Raw genomic sequence first — 24,924 nt, forward strand, 5'->3', positions numbered from 1 at the left:
TGTTCACCCTTTTTTATATCGTCAGATTATCAGAAGCGGTAGTTAAAGTTCGCGCCGTACAGCCACGCGGTACCTTCTGAACGGAAGGTGTAAGGACCTTCTTTAATTTCGACGTGCTGACCGTGCATGTAAGACACACCTACGTCAACGGAAGCATCTTTGTTGAAGGCGTAGGTGGTACCCGCGCTCAGCCACAGACGATCCTGATCCGGGATGGAAATAGAACGAGTGCTTGCCGGAACCGGGCTATCATCGAAGGCGATACCGGTACGGAAGGTCCAGTTATCGTCATAGTAATAGGTGGTCCCCAGAGCGATGCGGTAAGCGTCTTTAAAGCTTTCATCTTTATAGAACAGCGTCTCGCCATTGCTGCCGGTGGCTTTCAGCTCCTGGAACTGGCTCCAGCTGGTGTAGGTCAGGCTATAGTGAACAGCCCATTGTGGCGCCACGCGGTTATAACCGGACAGCTCCCACATTTCTGGCAGGTTCAGGGTCAGAGAACCATCGGTGGTTTGACCGTTGGTGCCCGCCGGAAGGCCGAAGTTACCGAGGATTTGGTTGTACGCTGACGGTAAGCTGCTTTTGTAGTTACCATCAAAGTCGATTTTGACTTCTGAACGGTAGGTGAAGCCGTAACGGTTATTCTTGTCAATTTCATACAGAATACCGGCGTTCCAGCCAAAGCCCCAGGCGTTACCGTTGAGGTGAGCAATTTGCGTATCGGCAGGAATTTGCGCGACCTGGCCTGCCAGCTGCGGCGGCAGTGCGCCAGAGCCCGCAACGATTTGCCCTAAATCGCCCGCATAGCGTTCGATCTTGGCTTTCGCATAGACCGCATCAAACCCTAAGCCAAAGCTCCAGTTGCTGTTCAGGCGATAAGCGCCGCTCAGGTTGAAGTTGGCTGTGGTTAAGTCCGTTTTGCCACCCATGCTGCCGGCAGCATAGTCATCGGCATACTCGGTCGCCAGACCGTAGTTAGAGGTGATGGACGCCCCCCAACCAAACTGATCGTTAATTGGTGAAACAAAGTGGAAGTTTGGTACCCACGCGGTTGGCGCAATGTTATCTGCATTCAGGCTTTTCCCCGTCGGGGAGGTGCCAGAAATATTCACATTGGGATCGACAAACACGGCACCCGCAGACATCGTCGGGCGATCAAACATCATAATCAACGCTGGGTTACGGCTGGCATTGCCCGCATCGTCAGCAATTGCACCTTCACCGGAATAGGCGCGACCAAGGCCTGATGAAGAGAATTCGTTTAACTGAAAGCCTGCTGACCAGGCCTGTGTTGAAACAAGTGCTACAGCCACTGCGAGGGCAGATTGGGTAAAGCGGGTTTTCTGGCTCATGCCCATAACCTCATTGAGTTATTTTTATTTAAACTATGTTACATGCCGTAACAGAAGCGCGAAGTGTAGGGTCTGCTTTACGACATAGAAATCAGACCAGTGCGCTGAGTATAGGTCTGACCAGATGAGATGTTGCAAGTTTGTTTATGAGATTTTTCAATTGTGATGCGAAAAAAGCGATCCAGCCGGCAAATTTGCCCCCACTGGTATTAAGCAAAGCGGGCATTTCTTGTTCTGGATCATTTTTAAGTGTGATTTCGGTCACTTAGGACTTTTGTTGTCATTAACGACTGGAGGCGGCTCCCGGCCGGGCGTAAAATAAGCATATTAATTGTCTGGCACCGTTGAGTGCATATACAGAGGAAATCTACGATGAGCAAAGTTAGTGCAGATGAAACCCCGGTTTGCTGCTGTATGGATGTTGGCACCATTATGGACAACACCGATTGCACCGCCTCATACAGCCGCGTGTTTGCCAACCGCGCTGAAGCGGACGAGACGCTTGCTGCGTTGACTGAAAGAGCCCGTGGTGTGGAATCTGAGCCGTGCAAAATCACCCCGACATTTACCGATGTCGAAGGCGGCGTACAGATGGATATCGATTTTGTCTTCAGCTGCGAAGCTGAAACCCTGATTTTCCAGCTCGGCCTGCGTTAATTCCCCCGACGCCCTCGTCAGCGGGGGCGTTCACTTCTCCTTTCAATGTGTTTTGGCTCCCACTTTTTCTCTTCGCCGATTGGCTTAATGTAAAAAATTAGTTAAAACTGTTATCAGGTCAGACCACTTGGTTTTATCGGTTAACAGGGGAAAGTCATGAGTCAGGCATTACCGCTTGTCACCCGTCAGGGCGATCGCATTGCCATTGTCAGCGGTTTACGTACCCCGTTTGCCCGTCAGGCAACGGTATTTCACGGTGTTCCCGCCGTTGATTTGGGGAAAATGGTCATCAGTGAAATGCTGGCTCGCAGCGACATCCCCCCGGAAATGATTGAACAGCTGGTGTTTGGCCAGGTGGTTCAGATGCCGGAAGCCCCTAATATTGCTCGCGAAATAGTGCTTGGTACCGGCATGAGCGTGCACACCGACGCCTACAGCGTGAGCCGCGCCTGCGCCACCAGTTTTCAGGCTGTCGCCAACGTGGCGGAAAGCCTGATGACCGGCACAATCAGCGCAGGTATTGCCGGCGGAGCCGACTCTTCCTCGGTGTTGCCGATCGGCGTCAGTAAAAAACTGGCCCGCACGCTGGTGGACGCCAATAAAGCACGAACCCTCGGACAGCGCCTGAAGCTCTTTTCCCGTTTACGTCTTCGCGATCTTTTGCCGGTACCGCCTGCGGTGGCCGAGTATTCGACCGGGCTGCGAATGGGGGATACCGCAGAGCAAATGGCAAAAACATGGGGCATTACCCGTGAACAACAAGATGCGCTGGCGCATCGTTCGCACCAACTGGCTGCCAAAGCCTGGGAAGAGGGCAAGTTAGCGGCTGAAGTGATGACCGCCTATGCGCCGCCGTTCCGCGAGCCGCTGGAAAATGACAATAACATTCGTAAAAATTCAACCCTGGCTGATTACCAAAAGTTACGCCCGGCATTCGATCGTAAACATGGTACGGTCACCGCGGCCAACAGTACGCCGTTAACCGACGGCGCGGCGGCAGTCATTATGATGACCGAATCCCGTGCCAGAGCGCTGGGATTAACCCCGCTTGGCTACCTGCGCAGCTACGCCTTTACCGCCATTGATGTGCGCCAGGACATGCTCCTGGGGCCAGCGTGGTCAACGCCGTTGGCGCTGGAGCGAGCCGGGTTGACGCTGGCTGATTTAACGTTGATCGACATGCATGAAGCCTTCGCTGCGCAAACGCTGGCGAATCTGCAATGCCTTGCCAGCGACCGCTTCGCCCGCGAAGTACTGGGCCGTTCGCAGGCAACCGGGGAAGTGGATGAGAGCAAATTTAACGTGCTGGGCGGTTCAATCGCTTACGGGCATCCTTTCGCCGCCACCGGCGCGCGGATGATCACTCAGACGCTGCATGAACTGCGACGCAGAGGCGGCGGATTTGGTCTGGTGACCGCCTGTGCGGCGGGCGGGCTTGGTGCGGCGATGATTCTGGAGGCCGAATAATGGAAATGGCATCGGCATTTACGCTTGATATTCGCCCGGACAACGTGGCGGTGATCACCATCGACACGCCGGGTGAAAAGATGAACACCCTGAAGGCGGAGTTTGGCCAGCAGGTACGGGCGATAGTCCGCCAGATCCGCGACAACAAATCTCTGCGCGGCGTGGTACTGATATCCGCCAAACCGGATAACTTTATTGCCGGCGCGGATATCAACATGATTGCCCGCTGCACTAGCGCACAAGAAGCTGAAGCCCTGGCTCGCCAGGGGCAGCAGATTATGGCCGAGATCCACGGCCTGACGATCCCGGTGATTGCCGCTATCCATGGCGCCTGCCTTGGCGGCGGTCTCGAACTGGCGCTGGCCTGTCATGGCCGGGTGTGCAGCGACGATGACAAAACGCGCTTAGGCCTCCCGGAAGTGCAGCTGGGCCTGCTGCCGGGCTCCGGCGGTACTCAACGACTCCCTCGTCTGATTGGCGTCAGCAGCGCGCTGGAGATGATCCTGACCGGCAAACAGCTTCGCCCACGACAGGCGCTCAAGGCGGGCCTGGTCGATGATGTGGTCCCGCAGGCTATCCTGCTGCAGACGGCGGTTGAGCTGGCGCTGAAGGAGCGTCCGGCCAGCCGTAATGTGCCGGTACGCGAACGGGTACTGGCCGGGCCGCTGGGGCGCAGCCTGTTGTTCCGTCTGGTGAGGAAAAAGACGCAGCAGAAAACTCAGGGCAACTATCCTGCTGCTGAACGTATTCTGCAGGTCATCGAAAATGGGTTGACCCATGGCTGTAGCAGCGGCTACGCCGAGGAGGCGCGCGCCTTTGGTGAGCTGGCAATGACGCCACAGTCGCAAGCTTTACGCTCGATATTTTTCGCCAGTACGGATCTGAAGAAAGATCGCGGCGCCGATGCGCAGGCCGCTCCGTTACGCAGTATCGGGATCCTCGGCGGCGGCCTGATGGGCGGGGGGATTGCTTATGTGACCGCCAGCAAAGGCGGTCTGCCGGTGCGCATTAAAGATATTCAGTCCCGTGGCATCAATCATGCAATGAAATACAGCTGGGAGTTGCTCGACAAGCAGGTTCGTCGTCGCTATTTGCGGGCCAGCGAGCGGGATCGCCAGCTGGCGCTGATATCAGGTTCCACGGATTATCAAGGATTTGCCCATCGTGATGTGGTAATAGAAGCCGTATTTGAGGATTTAGCCCTGAAACAGCAGATGGTGGCAGAAATCGAAGCGCACTGCGGTCCGGAGACTATCTTCGCCTCAAACACCTCGTCACTCCCGATCGGCGAAATAGCGGCGCAGGCCATGCGGCCTCAGCAGGTCATTGGTCTGCACTACTTTAGCCCGGTCGAAAAAATGCCGCTGGTCGAGGTGATCCCTCACCAAAATACGGATCAGCAAACGATAGCGACGGTGGTGAAGCTAGCCAAACTACAAGGCAAAACACCGATTGTGGTGGCCGATAAAGCAGGCTTCTATGTGAACCGTATTCTGGCACCTTACATCAATGAGGCGATGCGCTTGCTGACAGAAGGTGAGCCTATTGAACATATCGATAAGTCGCTGGTGAAGTTCGGTTTTCCGGTGGGACCTATTCAGTTGCTGGACGAGGTCGGTATCGATACCGGCACCAAAATTATCCCGGTTCTGGAGTCGGCCTGGGGAGAACGTTTTAGTCCACCTGCAAATATCATTGATGCGATCTTGAATGACGATCGCAAAGGTAGAAAAAATAGCCGTGGTTTCTATCTTTATGAGACAAAAGGGCGTACAAGCAAAAAACGACCTGATGCCGCCGTTTATTCGCTGCTGGGGGTTTCTGCCCCGCAGGCGCGTTTATCCGCGCAGCAGATTACCGAGCGTTGCGTGATGATGATGCTTAACGAAGCCGCACGCTGTTTCGATGAGCAGGTTATTCGCAGCGCACGCGATGGCGACATCGGTGCGGTGTTTGGTATTGGCTTCCCGCCGTTCCTTGGCGGCCCGTTCCGTTATATGGATACGCTCGGCGCGGGTGAAGTAGTTGCCATCTTGCAACGTCTGGCCGCTCAGTACGGTCCACGTTTTACACCATGTGAAAATTTATTGCGCATGGCCGAGCAGGGGGCAACCTTTTGGCCCACTGGCGAACGGACGACCTAAGTTTTGGTCAAAGAAGATAATTCCGGCGATGAACGACGCTGTTGGGTGGCTGTTTTGTAAACGATCATTGACTATACTTACGCCATTGAGGTAAAAAACAGCGTTTCATTCGTTGGATGAATCAGGCACAATGCCCGGCCACCGGGTCGACTGCGTGCTTTCTATGCAGGTAAGACTGCGGTGCTTCTGGTTAACAAAAGCGGTGCAATATGCAAGTTTTTATCATGCGTCACGGCGACGCTGCCCTCGATGCAGCCAGTGACTCGGTTCGTCCATTAACCGTATGTGGTTGTGATGAATCCCGTCAGATGGCAACCTGGCTGAAAGGTCAGAAAGTGGATATTGAACGGGTTCTGGTGAGTCCTTACCTGCGTGCACAACAGACGCTGGATGTGGTAAGAGAGTGCATGAACCTGCCTGAAAATGTCGACGTGATGCCGGAGCTCACGCCGTGTGGCGATGTGGGCATGGTCAACGCCTGGCTTCAGACGCTGGCAAATGAAGGTGTCTCAACGGTGCTGGTCGTTTCGCACCTGCCGCTGGTGGGGTACCTTGTCTCAGAGCTGTGTCCGGGAGAAACTCCCCCGATGTTTACCACGTCGGCCATTGCTTGTGTCACGCTGGATGCGGACGGCAAAGGTGAGTTTACCTGGCAGATGAGCCCCTGCAATCTGAAGATGGCAAAAGCTATCTAATCTCCCTCCGGAGCATCCGTATTACGGAAGCTCCGGCGGTTGCCACTCTTCCACCTCAATCAGTACCAGCAGTGCGGCGTCTCCGCCGTACTCTTTTGGTGCCTGATGAAACGCCATAATATGCGGATGTTGTGCCAGCCACAGCGGCGTTTGCTGCTTGAGAATGTGCTTGCCATGACCGTGCATCACGCAGGCGCAAAATACATGCTCCCGACGACAGGCGGCGATCAGCGCCCCCAGCTCCTGCTTGGCCTGCTGCTGAGTTAAGCCATGCAGATCGAGGAACAGCTCCGGCGAATAATCCCCGCGCCGCAGTTTTTTCAACTCAAAATGGCTGACATCAGCGCGGACGTATTTTGCTGACCCTTCGCTATTTAGCAGCGGCTGAAATTCATCCGAAAAATAGTGGCTGTTATCCACCTGCTCCTGCAGTAAACGCTTGGGCGGTACTTCGGTGATTTTCTTACGCAGCGGGCGGTGAACGATCGTGTCCTGCTTAATCTGACGGGTACCGGTCATTAACTGCCGGAACAGCGCCTGATCCTCGTCGCTTAGCGATGTTTTCTTTTTCATTGCCCACTCTCATCATTTCTTTTCGCTAGTTTACCCGACTCGGCCTCTGTTCAGGCAAGCAAAACGTATTTTTCCCCGCCGGCCTGACGTAAGAATGCTGATTTATCGCCGTCTTCGTGGCAAACTAGCCGCCGAAATTACCGTATAGCGTGTCCTGGAGGATGGCGTGGATAAAATTTTTGTTGATGAAGCAGTCAATGAGCTGCATACCATTCAGGACATGTTGCGTTGGGCTGTCAGCCGCTTTAGCGCGGCGAATATCTGGTATGGCCATGGGACCGATAACCCGTGGGATGAGGCGGTACAGCTGGTGCTGCCTTCACTGTACCTGCCGCTGGATATCCCGGAGGATATGCACACCGCCCGTCTGACATCCAGTGAAAAACACCGCATTGTTGAACGCGTGATTCGTCGTATCAACGAACGTATTCCGGTGGCGTACCTGACCAATAAAGCCTGGTTCTGCGGCCATGAGTTCTTCGTTGATGAGCGGGTGCTGGTGCCGCGCTCTCCGATCGGCGAACTGATCAATAACCACTTCTCCGGTCTGATCGACCATCAGCCGCAGCATATTCTCGACATGTGTACCGGCAGCGGTTGCATTGCGATTGCCTGCGCCTACTCCTTCCCGGAAGCGGAAGTGGACGCGGTGGATATCTCCATCGACGCGCTGGCCGTTGCTGAACAAAACGTCGAAGCGCACGGTTTGATCCACCACGTGACACCGATTCGCTCCGATCTGTTCCGTGACCTGCCGAAAGTACAGTACGACCTGATCGTCACTAACCCGCCGTACGTTGATGAAGAAGATATGTCCGATCTGCCGGGTGAATATCGCCACGAGCCGGTGCTGGGCCTGGCCTCCGGCAGCGATGGCCTGAAGCTGACGCGCCGTATCCTCGGCAACGCACCGGATTATCTCAGCGACGACGGGATTCTGATTTGTGAAGTCGGTAACAGCATGGTACATCTGATTGAGCAGTATCCGGACGTGCCGTTTACCTGGCTCGAGTTTGATAATGGCGGGGATGGCGTCTTCATGCTGACCAAATCACAGCTGATCGCCGCCCGCGCGCATTTCGGCATTTATAAAGACTAAAAACAACACGCAAACATGACGGAGCCGTGATGGCAGGAAATACAATTGGACAACTCTTTCGCGTCACCACCTTTGGCGAATCGCACGGGCTGGCGCTGGGCTGCATCGTTGACGGGGTGCCGCCAGGCATTCCGCTGACGGAAGCCGATCTGCAGCACGATCTGGACCGTCGCCGTCCGGGGACATCGCGTTACACCACCCAGCGCCGTGAACCGGATCAGGTGAAGATTCTGTCTGGGGTATTCGAAGGTGTCACCACCGGCACCAGCATTGGTTTACTGATCGAAAATACCGACCAACGCTCGCAGGATTACGGCGCGATCAAAGATGTGTTCCGCCCGGGACACGCCGATTACACCTATGAGCAGAAATATGGCCTGCGTGACTATCGCGGAGGCGGTCGTTCTTCAGCACGTGAAACCGCGATGCGCGTTGCCGCTGGTGCCATTGCCAAGAAATACCTCGCGCAAAAATTCGGGATTGTTATCCGCGGCTGTCTGACCCAGATGGGCGATATTCCGCTGGCGATAAAAGACTGGGATCAGGTTGAACAAAATCCCTTCTTCTGCCCGGACCCGGAGAAGATCGACGCGCTGGATGAACTGATGCGTGGCCTGAAAAAAGAGGGCGACTCCATCGGGGCGAAAGTGACCGTAGTTGCCGACGGCGTACCTGCCGGGCTCGGCGAGCCGGTATTTGACCGTCTGGATGCCGACATTGCTCACGCGATGATGAGCATCAATGCCGTCAAAGGCGTGGAAATTGGCGATGGTTTCGAGGTGGTTAAACTGCGCGGCAGCCAAAACCGTGATGAAATCACCAAAGCTGGCTTCCAGAGCAACCATGCGGGCGGCATTCTGGGAGGGATCAGCAGCGGTCAGCAGATCGTCGCGAATATCGCGCTGAAACCGACCTCCAGCATCACCGTACCGGGACATACAATTAACCGCTTCGGTGACGAAGTCGAGATGATCACCAAAGGTCGCCACGATCCTTGTGTGGGCATTCGTGCGGTGCCGATCGCTGAAGCGATGTTGGCGATCGTGTTAATGGATCACTTTATGCGTCAGCGCGCACAAAATGGCGACGTGACGACATCAATTCCACGCTGGTAATCGATGAAAAAAACCGTTATCGCTCTGCTGGCGCTTGTTGCCAGCTCTGCCAGCCTCGCGGCAACGCCGTGGCAAAAAATCACTCAGCCTATTAGCGGCAGCGCGCAGTCTATCGGTGCCTTTGCGAACGGCTGTATCGTGGGGGCGCAGGGGCTGCCGCTAAACGCGGCCAGCTACCAGGTCATGCGTACCGACCAGCGTCGCTATTTCGGCCATCCGGATTTGGTTCAGTTTATCCAGCGTCTGGGCAACCAGGTGCATAGCCGTGGAATGGGTACGCTGCTGATTGGCGACATGGGGATGCCGGCGGGCGGGCGCTTTAACGGCGGTCATGCCAGCCATCAAAGCGGGCTTGATGTCGATATCTTCCTCCAGCTCCCGCAGACCCGCTGGAGCTCGGCTCAGTTGCTGAAACCGCAGGCGCTGGATCTGGTCGCCCGTGACGGTAAGCACGTGGTGCCGTCTCTGTGGAGCCCGCAAATCAGCAACCTGATTAAACTGGCGGCAGAAGATAACGACGTCACGCGCATTTTTGTGAACCCGGCTATCAAGCAGCAACTGTGCCTCGACGCCGGTCAGGATCGTGGCTGGCTCCGTAAAGTGCGACCGTGGTTCCAGCACCGTGCGCATATGCACGTGCGACTGCGGTGCCCGGCGGGCAGCCTGGAGTGCGAAGAGCAGGCCCCACCACCGGCAGGTGATGGCTGTGGCGCCGAGTTACAAAGCTGGTTTGAACCACCAAAACCTGGAACCACCTCTCCTGTGAAGAAGACGCCGCCGCCGCTGCCGCCTTCCTGCCAGGCACTACTGGATGAGCATGTGCTGTAATGGAAAGCTTTGTTGACCTGTTTATGGTGTCACCGATGGTACTGGTGGTGCTTTTTTTCGTGGCTATTCTGGCTGGGTTTATTGATTCGCTGGCGGGCGGTGGTGGGCTACTGACCGTCCCGGCGCTGATGGCAGCCGGACTACCTCCGGCGCAGGCGCTGGCGACCAACAAGCTGCAGGCCTGTGGCGGATCGCTTTCCGCGTCGCTCTATTTTATCCGCCGCAAGGTGGTGAACCTGGCCGACCAGAAGCTGAATATCCTGATGACCTTTATCGGCTCAACCGCCGGTGCGTTGCTGGTGCAGCACGTCCAGTCCGATATTCTGCGCCAGATCCTGCCGGTGCTGGTCATCGGCATCGGCCTGTATTTCCTGTTGATGCCGAGATTAGGTGAAGCAGACCGCCAGCGTCGCCTGTATGGCCTGCCGTTTGCCCTGATCGCAGGCGGTTGCGTGGGCTTTTATGACGGTTTCTTTGGGCCGGGAGCCGGTTCCTTCTATGCGCTGGCCTTCGTCACGCTCGCCGGGTTTAACCTCGCCAAATCAACCGCCCATGCCAAGGTACTGAACGCTACCTCCAACGTTGGTGGGCTGCTGCTGTTTATCATTGGCGGCAAGGTGATTTGGGCTACCGGGTTCGTGATGATGGCGGGGCAGTTTATTGGCGCCCGTGCCGGTTCACGGTTGGTACTGAGTAAAGGACAATCGTTGATTCGTCCGATGATTGTGGTTGTCTCCGCCGTGATGAGCGCGAAACTTCTTTATGACAGCCACGGGGCTGAAATTCTTCAGTGGTTGGGAATTCATTAATGCAACAGCAACAGCAACAGCAACACCAATATCAGCAGCTGATCGCGATTTTTGACGGCTGCTTTGCCGACGATTTTAATACCCGTCTGATTAAAGGCGATGACGAACCGATCTATCTTCCGGCAGATAACGACGTGCCGTATAACCGTATCGTCTTTGCCCACGGCTTTTATGCCAGCGGACTGCATGAGATTTCCCACTGGTGTATCGCGGGCAAGGCCCGCCGCGAACAGGTTGACTTCGGTTACTGGTACTGCCCGGATGGCCGTGACGCGATGACCCAGTGCAAGTTTGAAGAGGTTGAAGTCAAGCCCCAGGCATTTGACTGGCTGTTTTGCGTCGCGGCAGGTTTTCCGTTTAACGTCAGCTGTGACAACCTGGAAGGGGACTTTGAGCCCGATCGCATTGCCTTCCAGCGCCGCGTCCATGCGCAGGTGATGACCCTGCTCGAGCAAGGGATACCAGAACGCCCGGCACGCTTTATCCGGGCCTTACAAGAATATTATCAGACGCCGCCACTGACGGCAGAACAATTCCCGTGGCCGGAAGACCTGCACTAACGCCACGTTTGACACTAGAAGAGGAAAGACAATGCTCGCGGAGTTTGAATCACGCATTCTGGCACTGATCGATGAAATGGTAGACCACGCCAGTGATGATGAACTGTTTGCCAGCGGCTATCTGCGCGGCCACCTGACACTGGCGGTTGCCGAGCTGGAAGGAGGGGACGACCACTCTGCAAAAGCGATCAACGACCTGGTCGTTCGCAGCCTGGAGAAAGCGATCGGCGCCGGTGAACTGTCACCGCCGGATCAGATCCTGGTTCAGGGGATGTGGGACAGTTTATACCAGCGCGCAACCCATTAATTGCCGCTGAACGCCCGGCTCGATGATCCGGCCGGGCGGTGCGACGCCGGTTATCGCGCCGGCGCCGCGCTGTGCAGTCTGCCAGACGCGCCCTGCGGTTTACTTCACCGCCTTTCCCTTCAGCAGTTTTCTTACCCATAAACGGTTCGGATTTAGCCCCGCCAGGGTGGTCGCATCCAGCGGCAGCGGTTCGTCACTCATCTGTGCCGCCAGAAGTTCCGCTGCTAACGGCGCGGAGCACAGCCCGCGTGAGCCCAGTGCCCCCAGTACGAACAGATTGCGGTGCACCGGTGCCGTCGGCGCCTGCTCTTTCTCTTCGGCCAGCGTCGCGTACTGCGTTAAGGTGGCGTCATAATCCGGGACATTCCCCACCATCGGTAAATGGTCGCGGGTTGCGCAGCGCACGCCACAGCGCGCTTCATTGCCGCTGACATCGACTTCTTTTGCCCACGTCGCCTGCGGGAAACAGTCAATCAACCGTTGCCGGTTGCGCTGTTGGTCTTCGGCGCTGAAAGCCGGGGTGCTCTGTCCTCGATGATAGCTGGCGCCGATACAGTGCTGCTGATTATGGGGATTCTGCGGCGTCAGGTAGCCGTCGTAGCACAGGACCTGACGCAGCGCCGCCAGTCCTGGCGTGGTGGGAATATGGCTGACCTGGCCCGCCACCGGATAGGCCGGTAGATGTTCGGTCTGAGAGAAACCGGTGAGCTGATGGCCGTTGGCCAGTACCACCACGCTATGCTGATGCTGGTGGTTGAGCTGCCAGCCGTCATGGTCGAGGCTCAGGGTCGAAACCTTAACACCGTAGTGCGTACGCAATCCGCGGATGGCGGCCAGGGCAAACAGTTCGGCCGTGAGCTGTTGCGGGTACAGCCAGCCACCGGCGGGATAGGCGATTCCGCCGCAGCCGGTGTCCACTCCCGCTTCCTGGGCGACGGTCTGGGCGTTAACCGCCATCGCGATACCTTCCGGCAGCCCGATCGCCAGCATCTGCTTGATTTTCTGTTCGCTCTTTTCATCCCAGGCAAGCTGGGTAACGCCGCACCACTGGTGATCAAACATCACCGGGAGCGCGTCATACAGGCGGCGGGCAAAGGTAAATGCGGCCGGGAAGAAGCGCGCCAGAGCCGGGTCGTGCTGGGTCAGCAGCGGGTAGAGCGCCCCTTGACGATTGCCTGAGGCGCCTTCGGCCGGAACCGGGTCGGCGCAATATAAGCTGACCTTCCAGCCGCGGCGCAGCAAGGCGAGTGCGAGCAGGGCGCTGGCGATGCCGCCACCGACAATCGCCGCATCGCGCTGCTGGCTGCCGGTACGGGCAAACCAGGGCGTACGTACCGGGACATTCAGCGTCTGCGCCATCTCACCGACGAGCATTTCGCGTTTGCGGCCAAAGCCTTTGCATTTGTGCATGGTAAAGCCGGCTTCCTGCAGGCCGCGACGCACAAAACCGGCGGAAGTAAACGTTGCCAGGGTGCCGCCCGGTCTTGCCAGGCGGGCCATTGCAGAAAACAGCGTCGGGGTCCACATGTCCGGGTTTTTCGCCGGGGCGAAGCCATCGAGGAACCAGGCGTCGACCTGCTGATTCAGCGAATCGTCAAGCTCGTGAGTCAGTTCATTAATATCCCCGAACCACAAATCCAGCGTCACGCGCCCGTCGTCGAGCAATAAGCGGTGGCAGCCCGCGAGCGGCAGTGGCCACTGTTCCTGCAGCTGTTCGGCCCACGGCGCCAGTTCGGGCCAGTGGGCATGTGCGCGTTGCAGATCGGCGGCGGTCAGCGGAAATTTTTCAAAACTGATGAAATGTAATCTTTGCAGGGTAGCGTCGGGGTTGTCGCGGTGAAAAACGTCAAACGCCTGCCACAAGGTCAGGAAATTGAGACCCGTGCCAAACCCGCTTTCGGCGACGATGAACAGCGGGTGCGGGTGCACCGGAAAGCGCTCGCCAAGGCGGTTGCCGCCGAGAAAGACGTAGCGTGTCTCTTCCAGACCATTGTCATTGGAAAAGTACACATCATCGAAGTCTCGGGAAACAGGTGTACCCTCAGCATTGAATTCCAGGTTGGCAGGTTGTATGGCGTTTTGTTTCACGTAAGTTACTCGAATCTCAAGGCGTGCAACGATCTTAACGATGTGTGCCGGACGGCGCAAATTTATGCTTAATTTGTCTGATCGGACTTGTTCAGCGTACAAGTGTACGCTATTGTGCGACTCGAAACTTAAAATAGCATGACTTTATAGAGGTATTGAATGAAACGTGCAGTGATTACTGGCCTGGGCATCGTTTCCAGCATCGGTAACAACCAGCAGGAAGTCCTGGAATCTCTGCGTGAAGGACGCTCGGGGATCACTTTCTCTCAAGAATTCAAAGATTCTGGTATGCGTAGCCACGTATGGGGTAACGTCAAACTGGACACCACAGGTCTTATCGACCGCAAAGTGGTCCGTTTCATGAACGATGCCTCTATCTATGCTTATCTCTCCATGCAGCAGGCTGTTGAAGATGCGGGATTGAAAGAAGACGTTTATCAAAACAACCCTCGCGTCGGTCTGATTGCCGGTTCCGGCGGTTCTTCTAAGTCTCAGGTGTTCGGCGCAGACGCCATGCGTAGCCCGCGTGGCCTGAAAGCAGTTGGTCCGTATGTGGTAACCAAAGCGATGGCTTCTGCCGTTTCTGCCTGCCTGGCGACCCCGTTCAAAATTCACGGCGTGAACTACTCCATCAGCTCTGCATGTGCGACTTCTGCACACTGTATCGGCAGCGCGGTTGAGCAGATCCAACTGGGCAAACAGGATATCGTGTTTGCTGGTGGCGGCGAAGAGCTGTGCTGGGAAATGGCCTGTGAATTCGACGCGATGGGTGCTCTGTCCACCAAATATAACGAAACGCCGGACAAAGCTTCCCGTACTTATGATGCCCACCGTGACGGTTTCGTTATCGCCGGTGGCGGCGGTATGGTCGTGGTTGAAGAGCTGGAACACGCTCTGGCCCGCGGCGCGCACATCTATGCTGAAGTGGTTGGTTACGGTGCAACATCTGACGGCGCTGACATGGTTGCCCCGTCTGGTGAAGGCGCGGTGCGCTGCATGAAGCAGGCTATGGCCGGTGTGGATACCCCAATCGACTATCTGAACTCCCACGGCACCTCTACTCCGGTAGGCGACGTGAAAGAACTGGGCGCTATCCGTGAAGTATTCGGTGACCACAGCCCGGCTATCTCCGCGACCAAAGCGATGACCGGCCACTCTCTGGGTGCCGCGGGCGTGCAGGAAGCCATCTACTCTCTGCTGATGCTGGAACACGGCTTTATTGCGCCAAGCATTAACATCGACGAGATGGATGAGCAGGCTGCAGGTCTGAACATCGTCACCAAACCAACCGAGTCTGCGCTGACGACTGTCATGTCCAACAGCTTTGGTTTTGGCGGCACCAACGCCACGCTGGTGATGCGTAAACACAAGGCGTAATCCGTGGTGTAATGCCAAGTGATGCGTAAAAGGGAGCCAATCGGCTCCCTTTTAGATTGCGGACAAAGAAGAAAAAAACGTGGTTTTTCCTTCTTTGTGGTTAGCAGGCGAAAATCAATGAATTGATTTTCCTTATTTTTAATTGGGCTGACTATGGCAACCCGGCATCGTCTTGAGGCTGGTCATCTGTCTCAAAGGGAGCCAACCGGCTCCCTTTTTGTCTTCTTGACAGCACCAGGGCCCGGCAGGCAAACTGCTGCGGAACATTAATCTCCCCGATTATGCGTAAGCGTTTAACGTCATCCAACGCACCTAAACCCTGATCATCAGGTGGAGGGGGCGTGGCTATCACCTCGCCTTACTCTGCGAACTGGAGTAAAGCATGTCCGCAGCGACTGTCACAGCAACAACTCAATCAGCGAATGTTTCGCTATTTCGCATTACCTTTTCCGTCTTTCTGACCTATATGACCGTGGGATTACCGCTGCCGGTGATCCCGCTTTTTGTGCACCATGATTTGGGCTTCGGCAACACGATGGTGGGGATTGCCGTGGGGATCCAGTTTCTGGCGACGGTGCTGACCCGCGGTTACGCCGGGCGTCTGGCTGACCAACATGGTGCCAAACGTTCGGTACTTCAGGGGATGCTGGCCTGTGCCCTGGCCGGTGCAGCATGGCTGCTGGCCGCGCTACTGCCGGTTTCGGTGTGGGCAAAGTTTGCCTTGCTGATTCTGGGGCGCCTGATCCTCGGCTTTGGCGAAAGCCAGTTGCTGACCGGCAACCTTAGCTGGGGAATGGGGCTGGTGGGCCCGGCGCGTTCAGGAAAAGTGATGTCCTGGAACGGTATGGCAATGTACGGTGCCCTGGCCGTTGGCGCGCCGCTGGGCTTACTGATCTACTCGCATTTTGGCGTAGCCGTGCTGGCTTGCGTCACCATGGCGTTGCCGCTGCTGGCGCTGGCAATCAATGGCACAGTGCGTAAGGTGCCGGCGCATGGCGGTGAACGCCCGTCGTTATGGAGCGTGGTCGGGATGATCTGGCGTCCGGGCATTGGGCTTGGGCTTCAGGGCGTCGGATTTGCGGTGATTGGCACTTTTGTCTCGCTCTATTTTGCCAGCCGCGGCTGGGCAATGGCAGGCTTCACGCTGACCGCATTTGGTGGTGCTTTCGTGTTGATGCGTATTCTGTTTGGCTGGATGCCGGACCGCTTTGGCGGGGTGAAGGTGGCGATGGTCTCACTGCTCATTGAAGCCATCGGTCTGATTCTGCTGTGGCAGGCTCCCGTTGCCTGGGTGGCGCTGGCGGGTGCGGCGCTGACAGGGTGCGGCTGTTCGCTGATCTTCCCGTCATTAGGCGTTGAAGTGGTGAAACGTGTCCCGGCGCAGGTACGCGGCACCGCGTTAGGCGGCTATGCAGCATTCCAGGATATCTCATACGGCATTACCGGACCGCTGGCTGGCTTGCTCGCCACCTCGCTGGGCTATTCCTCGGTGTTTATGGCCGGCGCGGTCTGTGCATTGTTGGGCATTCTGGTGACGCTGCTCTCTTTACGGAAATAGTCGCATAGAACACCCCATAACCCGGCCTGCAACAGTGGCCGGGTATTTCACCGCACCGCTGTTTTACATCAACAACCAGATCAGCCCAAGTACCACCAGAACTGCCAGCAGAATCATCCACGGCTTTTTCAGGCGCTCCATAAGCGAAGCAGGTTCCGGCGGCAGCGGGGGAATGGCCAGCGTTTCCTGCGCTCTGGCGACACGTAAGACAAATATTTTGTTCAGCAGCGCCAGTACCTGGGTCGAACTCAAGGTCGTTTGCGGCGTGACGTGCCAGCTGTGCTGGGCAAAATCGACGATCGTCTGCCACTCCTGAGCCTCCAGCGGCTGTTTCAGCGCCGCTTGTAACAGAGTGAGCGTCGGCGCTGCCTGGGTGCTGAGCGTTTGCCGGGCATGCAGCCAGTAGGAGAGGGGCGTGAAGTGGGTCGCCGGGATCAGTTCGCCGGTTTTCACTCCGCACAGTTCCAGCATCGACTGCCAGATAAGCTTGCCCGGTTCGCCGGTGGCGGCAGCAAGCCGACTGACCTGCTGGTTAAGGGTATTGTGCTCGGCGGGCAGAAGGGGACGCAGGGTTGGCGGACGCTGCTGCGGTTGTGGGATCGACAGCTGGCCGCTTTTCAGCAGCTGCAGCACTTCTTGCAGATGCTCTTCGGTAAGCGCATGCAGCGTGGTTTGCCCGTAATGCTGGCGAATATAATCGCTGACCGCCTGGCGGTTGTTTCCCCGGTTCAGCAGCTCGCTCAATTGTGCGAGGGTCTGGCGATGATGAAGGTTTTGCTGCGCCACGCTTAGACGCTGATTCAGGTTATTTTCAGCGGCACTGAAATGGCACGACAGCAGGGATGCATCGCCTTTGAGGCCCAAATCGTGCCTGACTCCTGCCCACACTTCCGCATTCTGCTGCGAAGTTAACGCCACCAGACGGGTAATCAGCCGTTCAAGAACGGTTCGTTGCTGTGTGGTCAGTGCTGGCTCTCCGGTGACGGAAGCACCGGATGGACCACTCCCCGGAGGGCGGTCGGAGATACCTGAAACGGGTTGTGTCATGATTAATCCTTTCCGTATTGCTGTACAGAGGCCCGGTGATGATGTTCCTGGCGGCGAGATTATGGCACACTTCCCCGGTTTACTCTTGTTCTCAGACAGGTACAAAACCGTGAAAATCCTCGTTGATGAAAATATGCCCTATGCCCGCGAGCTTTTTAGCCGATTAGGCGAGGTCGAGGCGGTCCCCGGCCGTCCTGTGCCGGTTGAGGCCCTTACTGGCGCCGATGCGCTGATGGTTCGCTCCGTCACTAAAGTTAATGAAGCGCTGCTCTCCGGCAAAGGGATTACGTTCGTTGGCACCGCGACGGCTGGCACCGATCATGTCGATCAGGCGTGGCTGCAGCAGGCCGGGATCGGGTTTTCGGCCGCTCCTGGCTGTAACGCCATTGCGGTGGTTGAATATGTCTTCTCATCCTTGCTGATGCTGGCCGAGCGCGATGGCTTTGCGCTGACCGATCGTACCGTCGGGATTGTCGGGGTCGGCAACGTCGGCGGGCGTCTGCAAAAACGGCTGGAAGCGCTGGGGATTAAAACGCTACTCTGCGATCCGCCGCGCGCCGATCGTGGCGATGAAGGTGACTTCCGCACGCTGGATGAACTGGTTCAGGAAGCGGATGTTCTGACCTTCCACACGCCGCTGTTTAAAGACGGGCCGTACAAATCCCTGCACCTCGCGGACGAGGCATTAATTCGCCGTTTGAAACCGGGAAGCGTATTGATCAACGCCTGTCGCGGTCCGGTGGTGGATAACCACGCGCTGTTGGCCTGTCTGCAGTCCGGTCAGTCGTTAAGCGTGGTGCTGGACGTCTGGGAACCTGAACCGGACCTGAACCTTGAACTGCTGAGCCGCGTTGATATCGGAACGCCACATATCGCCGGCTACACCCTGGAAGGGAAAGCGCGCGGGACGACGCAGGTCTTTGAAGCTTACAGCGCCTTTATTGGTCATCCGCAACAGGTGGCGTTAGATACCTTGCTGCCGGCGCCAGAATTTGGCCGCATTACCCTGCATGGCCCGCTCGATCAGCCAACGCTAAAAAGGCTGGTACATTTGGTGTATGATGTGCGCCGCGATGATGCGCCGTTGCGAAAAGTCGCCGGCGTGCCGGGTGAATTTGACAAGCTACGCAAGAATTATCAGGAGCGTCGTGAATGGTCATCCCTGTACGTACAGTGCAGCGATGTGCAGGCGGCAACGCTGTTGCGTCAGCTCGGTTTTAATGCCGTACATCACCCCATTCGTTAATATCTTCTTAATGACTCTGTTGGATACTCCGACAGGGTCGCTTTTCTCTGGAGTAAACCACCATGTCTGAAGGCTGGAATATTGCCGTACTGGGCGCAACGGGCGCCGTCGGCGAAGCCCTGCTTGAAACCCTTGCTGAACGTCAGTTCCCGGTGGGTGACATTTATGCGCTGGCGCGCAATGAGAGTGCAGGCGAACATCTGCGTTTTAGCGGCAAGTCGGTTGTGGTACAGGATGCTGCCGCATTTGACTGGACTCAGGCCCAACTGGCCTTTTTTGCCGCCGGTGTCGAAGCAAGTGCGACCTATGTAGAAGAGGCCACCAACGCCGGTTGCCTGGTTATCGATCTCAGCGGCCTGTTTGCGCTGGAGCCGGACGTTCCGCTGGTCGTGCCGGAAGTGAACCCGTTTGTCCTGGCCGACTATCGCAATCGTAATGTGATAGCTGTCCCTAATAGCCTGACCAGCCAGCTGCTGGCGGCGCTGAAACCGCTGATCGATGAAGGTGGCCTGTCGCGTATCGGGGTCACCAGCCTGATCTCTGCTTCCGCCCACGGTAAAAAAGCCGTAGATGCGCTGGCAGGGCAGAGCGCGAAACTGCTGAACGGTATCCCGATTGATGAGGACGATTTCTTTGGTCGTCAGCTGGCGTTTAACATGCTGCCGCTGCTGCCGGATCGTGAAGGCAGCGTGCGCGAAGAGCGCCGTATCGTTGATGAAGTCCGCAAAATCCTCCAGGATGAAGGATTGATGATTTCGGCAAACGTCGTGCAGTCACCGGTCTTCTACGGTCATGCGCAAATGGTCAGCTTCGAAGCGCTGCGTCCGCTGGCGGCAGAAGAAGCACGCGATGCCTTTGCCCGTGGTGAAGATATTGAACTTTCAGAAGAACGTGAGTTCCCGACTCAGGTCGGTGATGCATCCGGTTCTGCGCACCTGTCAGTCGCCTGCGTTCGCAACGATTACGGTATGCCTGAGCAGATTCAGTTCTGGTCTGTTGCCGATAACGTGCGTTTTGGCGGCGCGCTGATGGCGGTGAAAATTGCCGAGAAACTGGTGCAGGAGTATTTGTACTGATGTCTGAGCTGGAGCAGCTGCCGGTGTATAAAATCGCACTGGGTATTGAGTATGACGGCAGTAAATATTACGGCTGGCAGCGGCAAAACGAAGTTCGCAGCGTGCAGGAAAAGCTGGAAAAGGCGCTCTCGCAGGTCGCTAATGAGCCTATTAGCGTGTTCTGTGCCGGGCGTACCGATGCAGGTGTTCATGGTACCGGTCAGGTGGTCCATTTCGAGACCCGTGCGCTGCGCAAAGATGCCGCATGGACGCTCGGCGTAAATGCGAATTTACCTGGTGACATTGCGGTGCGTTGGGTTAAGCATGTTCCGGACGATTTTCATGCCCGGTTCAGCGCCACCGCCCGGCGCTATCGTTACGTCATCTATAATCACCGTCTGCGTCCGGCGGTGTTAAGTCAGGGTGTCACACATTATCACCAGGCGCTGGACGCTGAGCGGATGCAGCGTGCCGCTCAGTGTCTGCTGGGTGAAAATGATTTCACGTCATTTCGCGCGGTACAGTGCCAGTCGCGCACGCCGTGGCGGAATATTATGCATATTAGCGTCACCCGTTACGGCGCGTATGTGGTCGTGGATATTAAAGCTAATGCCTTTGTACATCATATGGTAAGGAACATTGTCGGCAGCTTGATGGAAGTGGGCGCCGGTAACCAGCCAGAGAGCTGGATTGCAGAACTTCTGGCGGCGAAAGACAGGAAGCTTGCCGCTGCAACGGCAAAAGCCGAAGGGTTGTATCTGGTGTCGGTAGATTATCCGGCCCGTTTTGACCTGCCGGTGATGCCGATGGGCCCGCTGTTTCTGGCGGACTAACGTATACGCTTTATCCTTCAGACTGCCTGGCAACGCACGGCGCGTTATCGGGCAGTATCCTGAGCGATTAAATGTCGTGCCATTAAGGATTTATACGATATGGACCTGATTCGTTTTTTAATTGATTTCATCCTGCATATTGATGTTCATCTGGCTGAGCTGGTTGCCGATTACGGCGTCTGGGTATACGCCATTCTGTTTTTAATTCTGTTTTGCGAAACAGGTCTGGTGGTGACACCATTCCTGCCGGGAGATTCGCTGCTGTTTGTGGCGGGTGCGCTGTCAGCGTTGCCGACCAACGATCTGAATGTGCATCTGATGGTGGTATTGATGGTGATCGCGGCAATTGTCGGCGATGCGCTGAACTATACCATTGGCCGGTTGTTTGGTGAAAAGCTCTTTAGTAACCCTAACTCAAAAATTTTCCGTCGCAGCTACCTGGATAAAACCCATTCGTTCTACGAACGCCATGGCGGCAAAACGATTATCCTCGCGCGCTTTGTGCCGATCGTCAGAACTTTCGCGCCGTTTGTGGCGGGAATGGGCCATATGTCCTATCGTCATTTTGCCGCGTATAACGTGGTCGGCGCGCTGCTGTGGGTTCTGCTGTTTACTTATGCCGGCTATCTGTTTGGTGATTTGCCGATCGTACAGGAAAACCTGAAGCTGCTGATCGTCGCGATTATTGTACTGTCGGTGCTGCCTGGGGTGATTGAAATCATTCGCCACAAGCGCGCTGCGGCGAAGCAGGCAAAATAGTCCAGACCGCATGTTCCTCTTCGGGTGCAGCATCACGGCCCGAAGAGGGAAGTGTGAGCGGTACGACCACTTTTTTATCCCATGTGACGGGATGTTATGATTTAATGTGCAACATTCATGGTCTGTAAGGGTCAAAAATGGCATTATGCGCCCCTTAAGACAAAACTGGCATCGACCAGGTTCAGGCAGAAAGGTTATCAATGAGCTGGATTGAACGAATTAAAAGCAACATCACTCCCACCCGTAAGGCGAGTATTCCTGAAGGTGTATGGACCAAGTGCGACAGCTGCGGACAGGTATTGTACCGCGCAGAGCTGGAGCGCAACCTGGAGGTTTGCCCTAAGTGCGATCACCACATGCGTATGTCGGCCCGTAATCGCCTGCATAGCCTGTTGGACGAAGGTTCCCTGGTGGAGCTGGGAAGCGAGCTCGAGCCGAAAGATGTGCTGAAGTTCCGCGATTCGAAGAAGTACAAAGACCGTCTGGCGTCCGCGCAAAAAGAGACTGGCGAAAAAGATGCGCTGGTGGTCATGAAGGGTACCCTGCATGAGATGCCGGTTGTCGCCGCGGCCTTCGAGTTCGCCTTTATGGGTGGCTCAATGGGTTCCGTCGTCGGCGCGCGCTTCGTCCGTGCCGTTGAACAGGCGCTGGAAGATAATTGCCCACTGATTTGCTTCTCCGCTTCCGGCGGTGCGCGTATGCAGGAAGCCCTGATGTCGCTGATGCAGATGGCGAAAACGTCTGCTGCGTTGGCTAAAATGCAGGAGCGTGGCTTGCCGTATATCTCGGTACTGACTGACCCGACCATGGGCGGCGTATCCGCGAGCTTTGCGATGCTGGGCGATCTCAACATCGCCGAACCGAAAGCGCTGATTGGCTTTGCCGGTCCTCGCGTTATCGAACAGACCGTTCGTGAAAAACTGCCGCCGGGATTCCAGCGCAGTGAATTCCTGATTGAGAAAGGGGCGATCGATATGATCGTTCGTCGCCCGGAGATGCGCCTGAAGCTGGCCAGTATCCTGGCGAAGTTAATGAATCTGCCGGCACCCAGCCCGGATGTCTCTCATGAAGGCGAGGTGGTGCAGCCAGCACCGGATCAGGAACCAGAGGCCTGATAATTCAGAGGGCAGGCCTGACGGCGCTGCCCTTTTTTAATTATATGCGCCATCGTTCAAACTGCGGCGCGGCGGAAGGGCTACCATCCCATTGGGACCTGGGCCTGTAGACAGCGCAGATAACGAGCGCAGCCGGCAAGAGGCAGTTTGAAGGATGAAGCGTATTTACCGTTAACTCTCGCGGACATCATGGAAAAACAACCTACTCCTCAGGCCACGTCGCCCCTGGCTACGTGGCTTTCCTATCTGGAACACTTGCACAGTAAAACCATCGATCTGGGGCTGACGCGCGTTCGCGATGTTGCCGGACGGATGGCGGTATTAAAACCGGCACCGTTTGTCTTTACGGTGGCTGGCACCAACGGTAAGGGAACCACCTGCCGTACGCTGGAGTCCGTGCTGATGGCGGCGGGCTACAAGGTTGGCGTGTACAGTTCACCGCATCTGGTGCGGTATACCGAGCGTGTACGTATCCAGGGCGCGGAATTGCCGGAAGGTGCGCATACCGCTTCTTTTGCCGAGATTGAAGCGGCCCGCGGCGATATTTCGCTGAGCTATTTTGAGTTTGGTACGTTGTCAGCGCTGTGGTTGTTCCAGCAGGCGCAGCTCGACGTGGTGATCCTCGAGGTTGGCCTGGGTGGCCGGCTCGATGCCACCAATATCGTTGATGCCGACGTTTCCGTGGTGACCAGCATTGCGCTGGATCATACCGACTGGCTGGGGCCGGATCGTGAAAGTATCGGTCGTGAGAAGGCCGGTGTTTTCCGTGCGGGCAAACCGGCGGTCGTCGGTGAGCCGGATATGCCCCACACGATTGCTGAAGTCGCCGCTGAGAAAGGCGCCACGCTGCTGCAGCGTGATGTGGACTGGCGCTACACCGTCGAAGCCGAATCCTGGTCCTTCTCCGACGCTCAGGGAACGTTAGCGGGGCTGCCGCTGCCGCTGGTGCCCATGCCGAATGCCGCTACGGCGCTGGCAGCGCTGCGCGCCAGTCAGCTTGTCATCAGCGAGCAGGCGATTTACGAGGGCATTGAACGGGCGATGTTGCCCGGTCGTTTTCAGATAATCAGCGAATCGCCGCGTGTTATTCTCGACGTGGCTCATAATCCTCATGCGGCGGCTTATCTCGCCGGGCGTCTCAAAAGCCTGTCGAAAACGGGGCGCGTGCTGGCGGTTATTGGTATGCTGCATGATAAAGATATCGCCGGTACGCTGGCAAACCTGAAGGCAGAAGTCGACTGCTGGTACTGCGCTCCGCTGGAAGGGCCGCGCGGCGCCACGGCGCAACAGCTGCTGGAACATTTAGCTGAAGGGAATGCTTACGCTGATGTCGCTCAGGCATGGCATGCGGCCATGGCTGATGCCAGGCCTGAAGATACCGTACTGGTGTGCGGGTCATTCCACACGGTGGCGCATGTAATGGAAGAAATAGACGCGGGGAGAATCGGTGGCGAGTAAGTTTCAGAACCGTTTAGTCGGGACAATTGTACTGGTGGCGCTGGGGGTGATTATTCTCCCAGGGCTGCTCGACGGCCAGAAAAAACATTATCAAGATGAGTTCGCGGCGATTCCTCTGGTGCCGAAACCAGGCGACCGCGATGAGCCGGACATGCTGCCGGCCGCGACGCAGGCCCTGCCGGCGCAACCGCCTGAAGGGGCGGCGGAAGAGGTCCGTGCGGGTGATGCCGCGGCACCGTCGTTAGATCCATCGCGGATCCCGGTCAACAGCAACAGCTTCGATGATGTGCAGGAGCCGGTCGTGGCGCCTCAGCCTAAACCGCAGCCACAGCCTAAGCCGCAACCTGTGCAGCCGAAGCCGGTTGAGAAACCGCAGCCGCAGCAACAGCAGCAGGTGGCCGTACAGACGCCGCCAGCGAAACCGGCAGAGATCCCGGCACCGACAGGCAAAGCCTACGTGGTGCAGCTTGGGGCGTTGAAGAACGCCGATAAGGTCAACGAGATCGTCGGTAAACTGCGCTCCTCCGGATTCAAAGTCTACACGTCGCCTTCAACCCCGGTTCAGGGTAAAATTACCCGAATTCTGGTGGGGCCAGATGCCTCGAAAGATAAGCTGAAAGGCCAACTTGGCGACCTGAAACAGCTCTCCGGACTGAGCGGTGTGGTGATGGGATACAGCCCTAACTAATCGTGCCGCTCCCGGTAATGGGGAGCGGCAACGTGCCTGTCTGATGTGCTTTCAGAAGGCTAAAGACAGCATGGCGTTGAATGTTTTTTCAGCG

23 protein-coding genes are annotated in these 24,924 nt (G+C 56.6%); 19 read left to right on the forward strand and 4 right to left on the reverse strand.

The window, feature by feature from the left end:
* Positions 1–29: 29 nt before the first annotated feature.
* On the reverse strand, positions 30–1,352 hold the full coding sequence (gene fadL / locus ACMYSP_RS19565; protein ID WP_434583702.1) for a long-chain fatty acid transporter FadL: 1,323 nt from the start codon (positions 1,350–1,352) through the stop codon (positions 30–32).
* 372 nt (positions 1,353–1,724) lie between these two features.
* Here fadL and ACMYSP_RS19570 point away from each other — a divergent pair, with 372 nt between their 5' ends.
* The 4 genes from ACMYSP_RS19570 (at position 1,725) to sixA (ending at position 6,315) form a co-directional block, all read left to right on the forward strand.
* Positions 1,725–2,009 (forward strand): YfcZ/YiiS family protein, encoded by a 285-nt coding sequence (locus ACMYSP_RS19570; protein ID WP_123755288.1) that lies wholly within the window; start codon positions 1,725–1,727, stop codon positions 2,007–2,009.
* Positions 2,010–2,165: 156 nt separating this feature from the next.
* Positions 2,166–3,476, forward strand: a complete 1,311-nt coding sequence (fadI, locus tag ACMYSP_RS19575) for an acetyl-CoA C-acyltransferase FadI (protein ID WP_434583704.1) — start codon at positions 2,166–2,168, stop codon at positions 3,474–3,476.
* The gene (fadJ, locus tag ACMYSP_RS19580; protein WP_434583706.1) at positions 3,476–5,620 is read left to right on the forward strand and encodes a fatty acid oxidation complex subunit alpha FadJ; all 2,145 of its coding nucleotides are present in this window, start codon (positions 3,476–3,478) and stop codon (positions 5,618–5,620) included. Before fadI ends, fadJ begins: the two co-directional genes overlap by 1 nt.
* Positions 5,621–5,829: 209 nt before the next feature.
* On the forward strand, positions 5,830–6,315 hold the full coding sequence (gene sixA, locus ACMYSP_RS19585; RefSeq protein ID WP_123755285.1) for a phosphohistidine phosphatase SixA: 486 nt from the start codon (positions 5,830–5,832) through the stop codon (positions 6,313–6,315).
* A 21-nt stretch (positions 6,316–6,336) separates the two neighbouring features.
* Here sixA and smrB read toward each other — a convergent pair whose 3' ends face one another.
* Complete coding sequence (gene smrB / locus ACMYSP_RS19590) at positions 6,337–6,888, reverse strand: endonuclease SmrB (protein ID WP_434583709.1); 552 nt, start codon at positions 6,886–6,888, stop codon at positions 6,337–6,339.
* Positions 6,889–7,054: 166 nt separating this feature from the next.
* Here smrB and prmB point away from each other — a divergent pair, with 166 nt between their 5' ends.
* The 6 genes from prmB to ACMYSP_RS19620 are packed head-to-tail and all read left to right on the forward strand — an operon-like array spanning position 7,055 to position 11,606.
* Positions 7,055–7,987 (forward strand): 50S ribosomal protein L3 N(5)-glutamine methyltransferase, encoded by a 933-nt coding sequence (prmB, locus tag ACMYSP_RS19595; RefSeq protein ID WP_434583711.1) that lies wholly within the window; start codon positions 7,055–7,057, stop codon positions 7,985–7,987.
* A 29-nt stretch (positions 7,988–8,016) separates the two neighbouring features.
* Complete coding sequence (gene aroC, locus ACMYSP_RS19600) at positions 8,017–9,102, forward strand: chorismate synthase (RefSeq protein WP_434583712.1); 1,086 nt, start codon at positions 8,017–8,019, stop codon at positions 9,100–9,102.
* Between the two features lie 3 nt (positions 9,103–9,105).
* The gene (gene mepA / locus ACMYSP_RS19605; RefSeq protein ID WP_434583713.1) at positions 9,106–9,930 is read left to right on the forward strand and encodes a penicillin-insensitive murein endopeptidase; all 825 of its coding nucleotides are present in this window, start codon (positions 9,106–9,108) and stop codon (positions 9,928–9,930) included.
* Positions 9,930–10,739 (forward strand): sulfite exporter TauE/SafE family protein, encoded by an 810-nt coding sequence (locus ACMYSP_RS19610; protein WP_123755280.1) that lies wholly within the window; start codon positions 9,930–9,932, stop codon positions 10,737–10,739. Before mepA ends, ACMYSP_RS19610 begins: the two co-directional genes overlap by 1 nt.
* Complete coding sequence (locus ACMYSP_RS19615; protein WP_434583714.1) at positions 10,739–11,299, forward strand: elongation factor P hydroxylase; 561 nt, start codon at positions 10,739–10,741, stop codon at positions 11,297–11,299. The genes ACMYSP_RS19610 and ACMYSP_RS19615 overlap by 1 nt, the downstream gene beginning before the upstream one ends.
* A 31-nt stretch (positions 11,300–11,330) precedes the next feature.
* A complete protein-coding gene (locus tag ACMYSP_RS19620; RefSeq protein ID WP_434583715.1) occupies positions 11,331–11,606 on the forward strand; it encodes a YfcL family protein in 276 nt (91 codons plus the stop codon).
* Positions 11,607–11,705: 99 nt separating this feature from the next.
* Here ACMYSP_RS19620 and mnmC read toward each other — a convergent pair whose 3' ends face one another.
* Positions 11,706–13,694 carry a bifunctional tRNA (5-methylaminomethyl-2-thiouridine)(34)-methyltransferase MnmD/FAD-dependent 5-carboxymethylaminomethyl-2-thiouridine(34) oxidoreductase MnmC gene (mnmC, locus tag ACMYSP_RS19625; RefSeq protein WP_434583716.1) on the reverse strand — a complete coding sequence of 663 codons (1,989 nt, stop codon included), beginning with the start codon at positions 13,692–13,694 and terminating at the stop codon, positions 11,706–11,708.
* 159 nt (positions 13,695–13,853) lie between these two features.
* On the opposite strand from mnmC, the gene fabB reads away from it, so the two are divergent.
* On the forward strand, positions 13,854–15,071 hold the full coding sequence (fabB, locus tag ACMYSP_RS19630; RefSeq protein WP_434583717.1) for a beta-ketoacyl-ACP synthase I: 1,218 nt from the start codon (positions 13,854–13,856) through the stop codon (positions 15,069–15,071).
* Between the two features lie 382 nt (positions 15,072–15,453).
* Positions 15,454–16,629 carry an MFS transporter gene (locus ACMYSP_RS19635; protein WP_434583718.1) on the forward strand — a complete coding sequence of 392 codons (1,176 nt, stop codon included), beginning with the start codon at positions 15,454–15,456 and terminating at the stop codon, positions 16,627–16,629.
* Between the two features lie 63 nt (positions 16,630–16,692).
* Here ACMYSP_RS19635 and flk read toward each other — a convergent pair whose 3' ends face one another.
* Positions 16,693–17,676 carry a flagella biosynthesis regulator Flk gene (gene flk / locus ACMYSP_RS19640; RefSeq protein ID WP_434583719.1) on the reverse strand — a complete coding sequence of 328 codons (984 nt, stop codon included), beginning with the start codon at positions 17,674–17,676 and terminating at the stop codon, positions 16,693–16,695.
* A 109-nt stretch (positions 17,677–17,785) separates the two neighbouring features.
* Here flk and pdxB point away from each other — a divergent pair, with 109 nt between their 5' ends.
* The 7 genes from pdxB to dedD all read left to right on the forward strand — a co-directional run bounded on the left by pdxB (position 17,786) and on the right by dedD (position 24,830).
* The gene (gene pdxB / locus ACMYSP_RS19645; RefSeq protein WP_434583720.1) at positions 17,786–18,922 is read left to right on the forward strand and encodes a 4-phosphoerythronate dehydrogenase PdxB; all 1,137 of its coding nucleotides are present in this window, start codon (positions 17,786–17,788) and stop codon (positions 18,920–18,922) included.
* A 62-nt stretch (positions 18,923–18,984) separates the two neighbouring features.
* Positions 18,985–19,998: an aspartate-semialdehyde dehydrogenase gene (locus ACMYSP_RS19650; RefSeq protein ID WP_434583721.1), complete on the forward strand. Its 1,014-nt coding sequence runs from the start codon at positions 18,985–18,987 to the stop codon at positions 19,996–19,998.
* Entirely contained in the window at positions 19,998–20,810 is an 813-nt protein-coding gene (truA, locus tag ACMYSP_RS19655; RefSeq protein WP_434583722.1) for a tRNA pseudouridine(38-40) synthase TruA, read from the forward strand. The genes ACMYSP_RS19650 and truA overlap by 1 nt, the downstream gene beginning before the upstream one ends.
* Positions 20,811–20,909: 99 nt before the next feature.
* Positions 20,910–21,569, forward strand: a complete 660-nt coding sequence (locus ACMYSP_RS19660) for a DedA family protein (protein WP_434583723.1) — start codon at positions 20,910–20,912, stop codon at positions 21,567–21,569.
* Positions 21,570–21,769: 200 nt separating this feature from the next.
* Complete coding sequence (gene accD, locus ACMYSP_RS19665) at positions 21,770–22,684, forward strand: acetyl-CoA carboxylase, carboxyltransferase subunit beta (protein WP_434583724.1); 915 nt, start codon at positions 21,770–21,772, stop codon at positions 22,682–22,684.
* A gap of 189 nt (positions 22,685–22,873) precedes the next feature.
* The gene (folC, locus tag ACMYSP_RS19670; RefSeq protein ID WP_434583726.1) at positions 22,874–24,142 is read left to right on the forward strand and encodes a bifunctional tetrahydrofolate synthase/dihydrofolate synthase; all 1,269 of its coding nucleotides are present in this window, start codon (positions 22,874–22,876) and stop codon (positions 24,140–24,142) included.
* Complete coding sequence (dedD, locus tag ACMYSP_RS19675; RefSeq protein ID WP_123755267.1) at positions 24,132–24,830, forward strand: cell division protein DedD; 699 nt, start codon at positions 24,132–24,134, stop codon at positions 24,828–24,830. The genes folC and dedD overlap by 11 nt, the downstream gene beginning before the upstream one ends.
* The last annotated feature ends 94 nt before the right edge of the window (positions 24,831–24,924 follow it).

The organism is Klebsiella sp. R390 (assembly GCF_051131745.1).
Lineage (GTDB): Bacteria > Pseudomonadota > Gammaproteobacteria > Enterobacterales > Enterobacteriaceae > Klebsiella.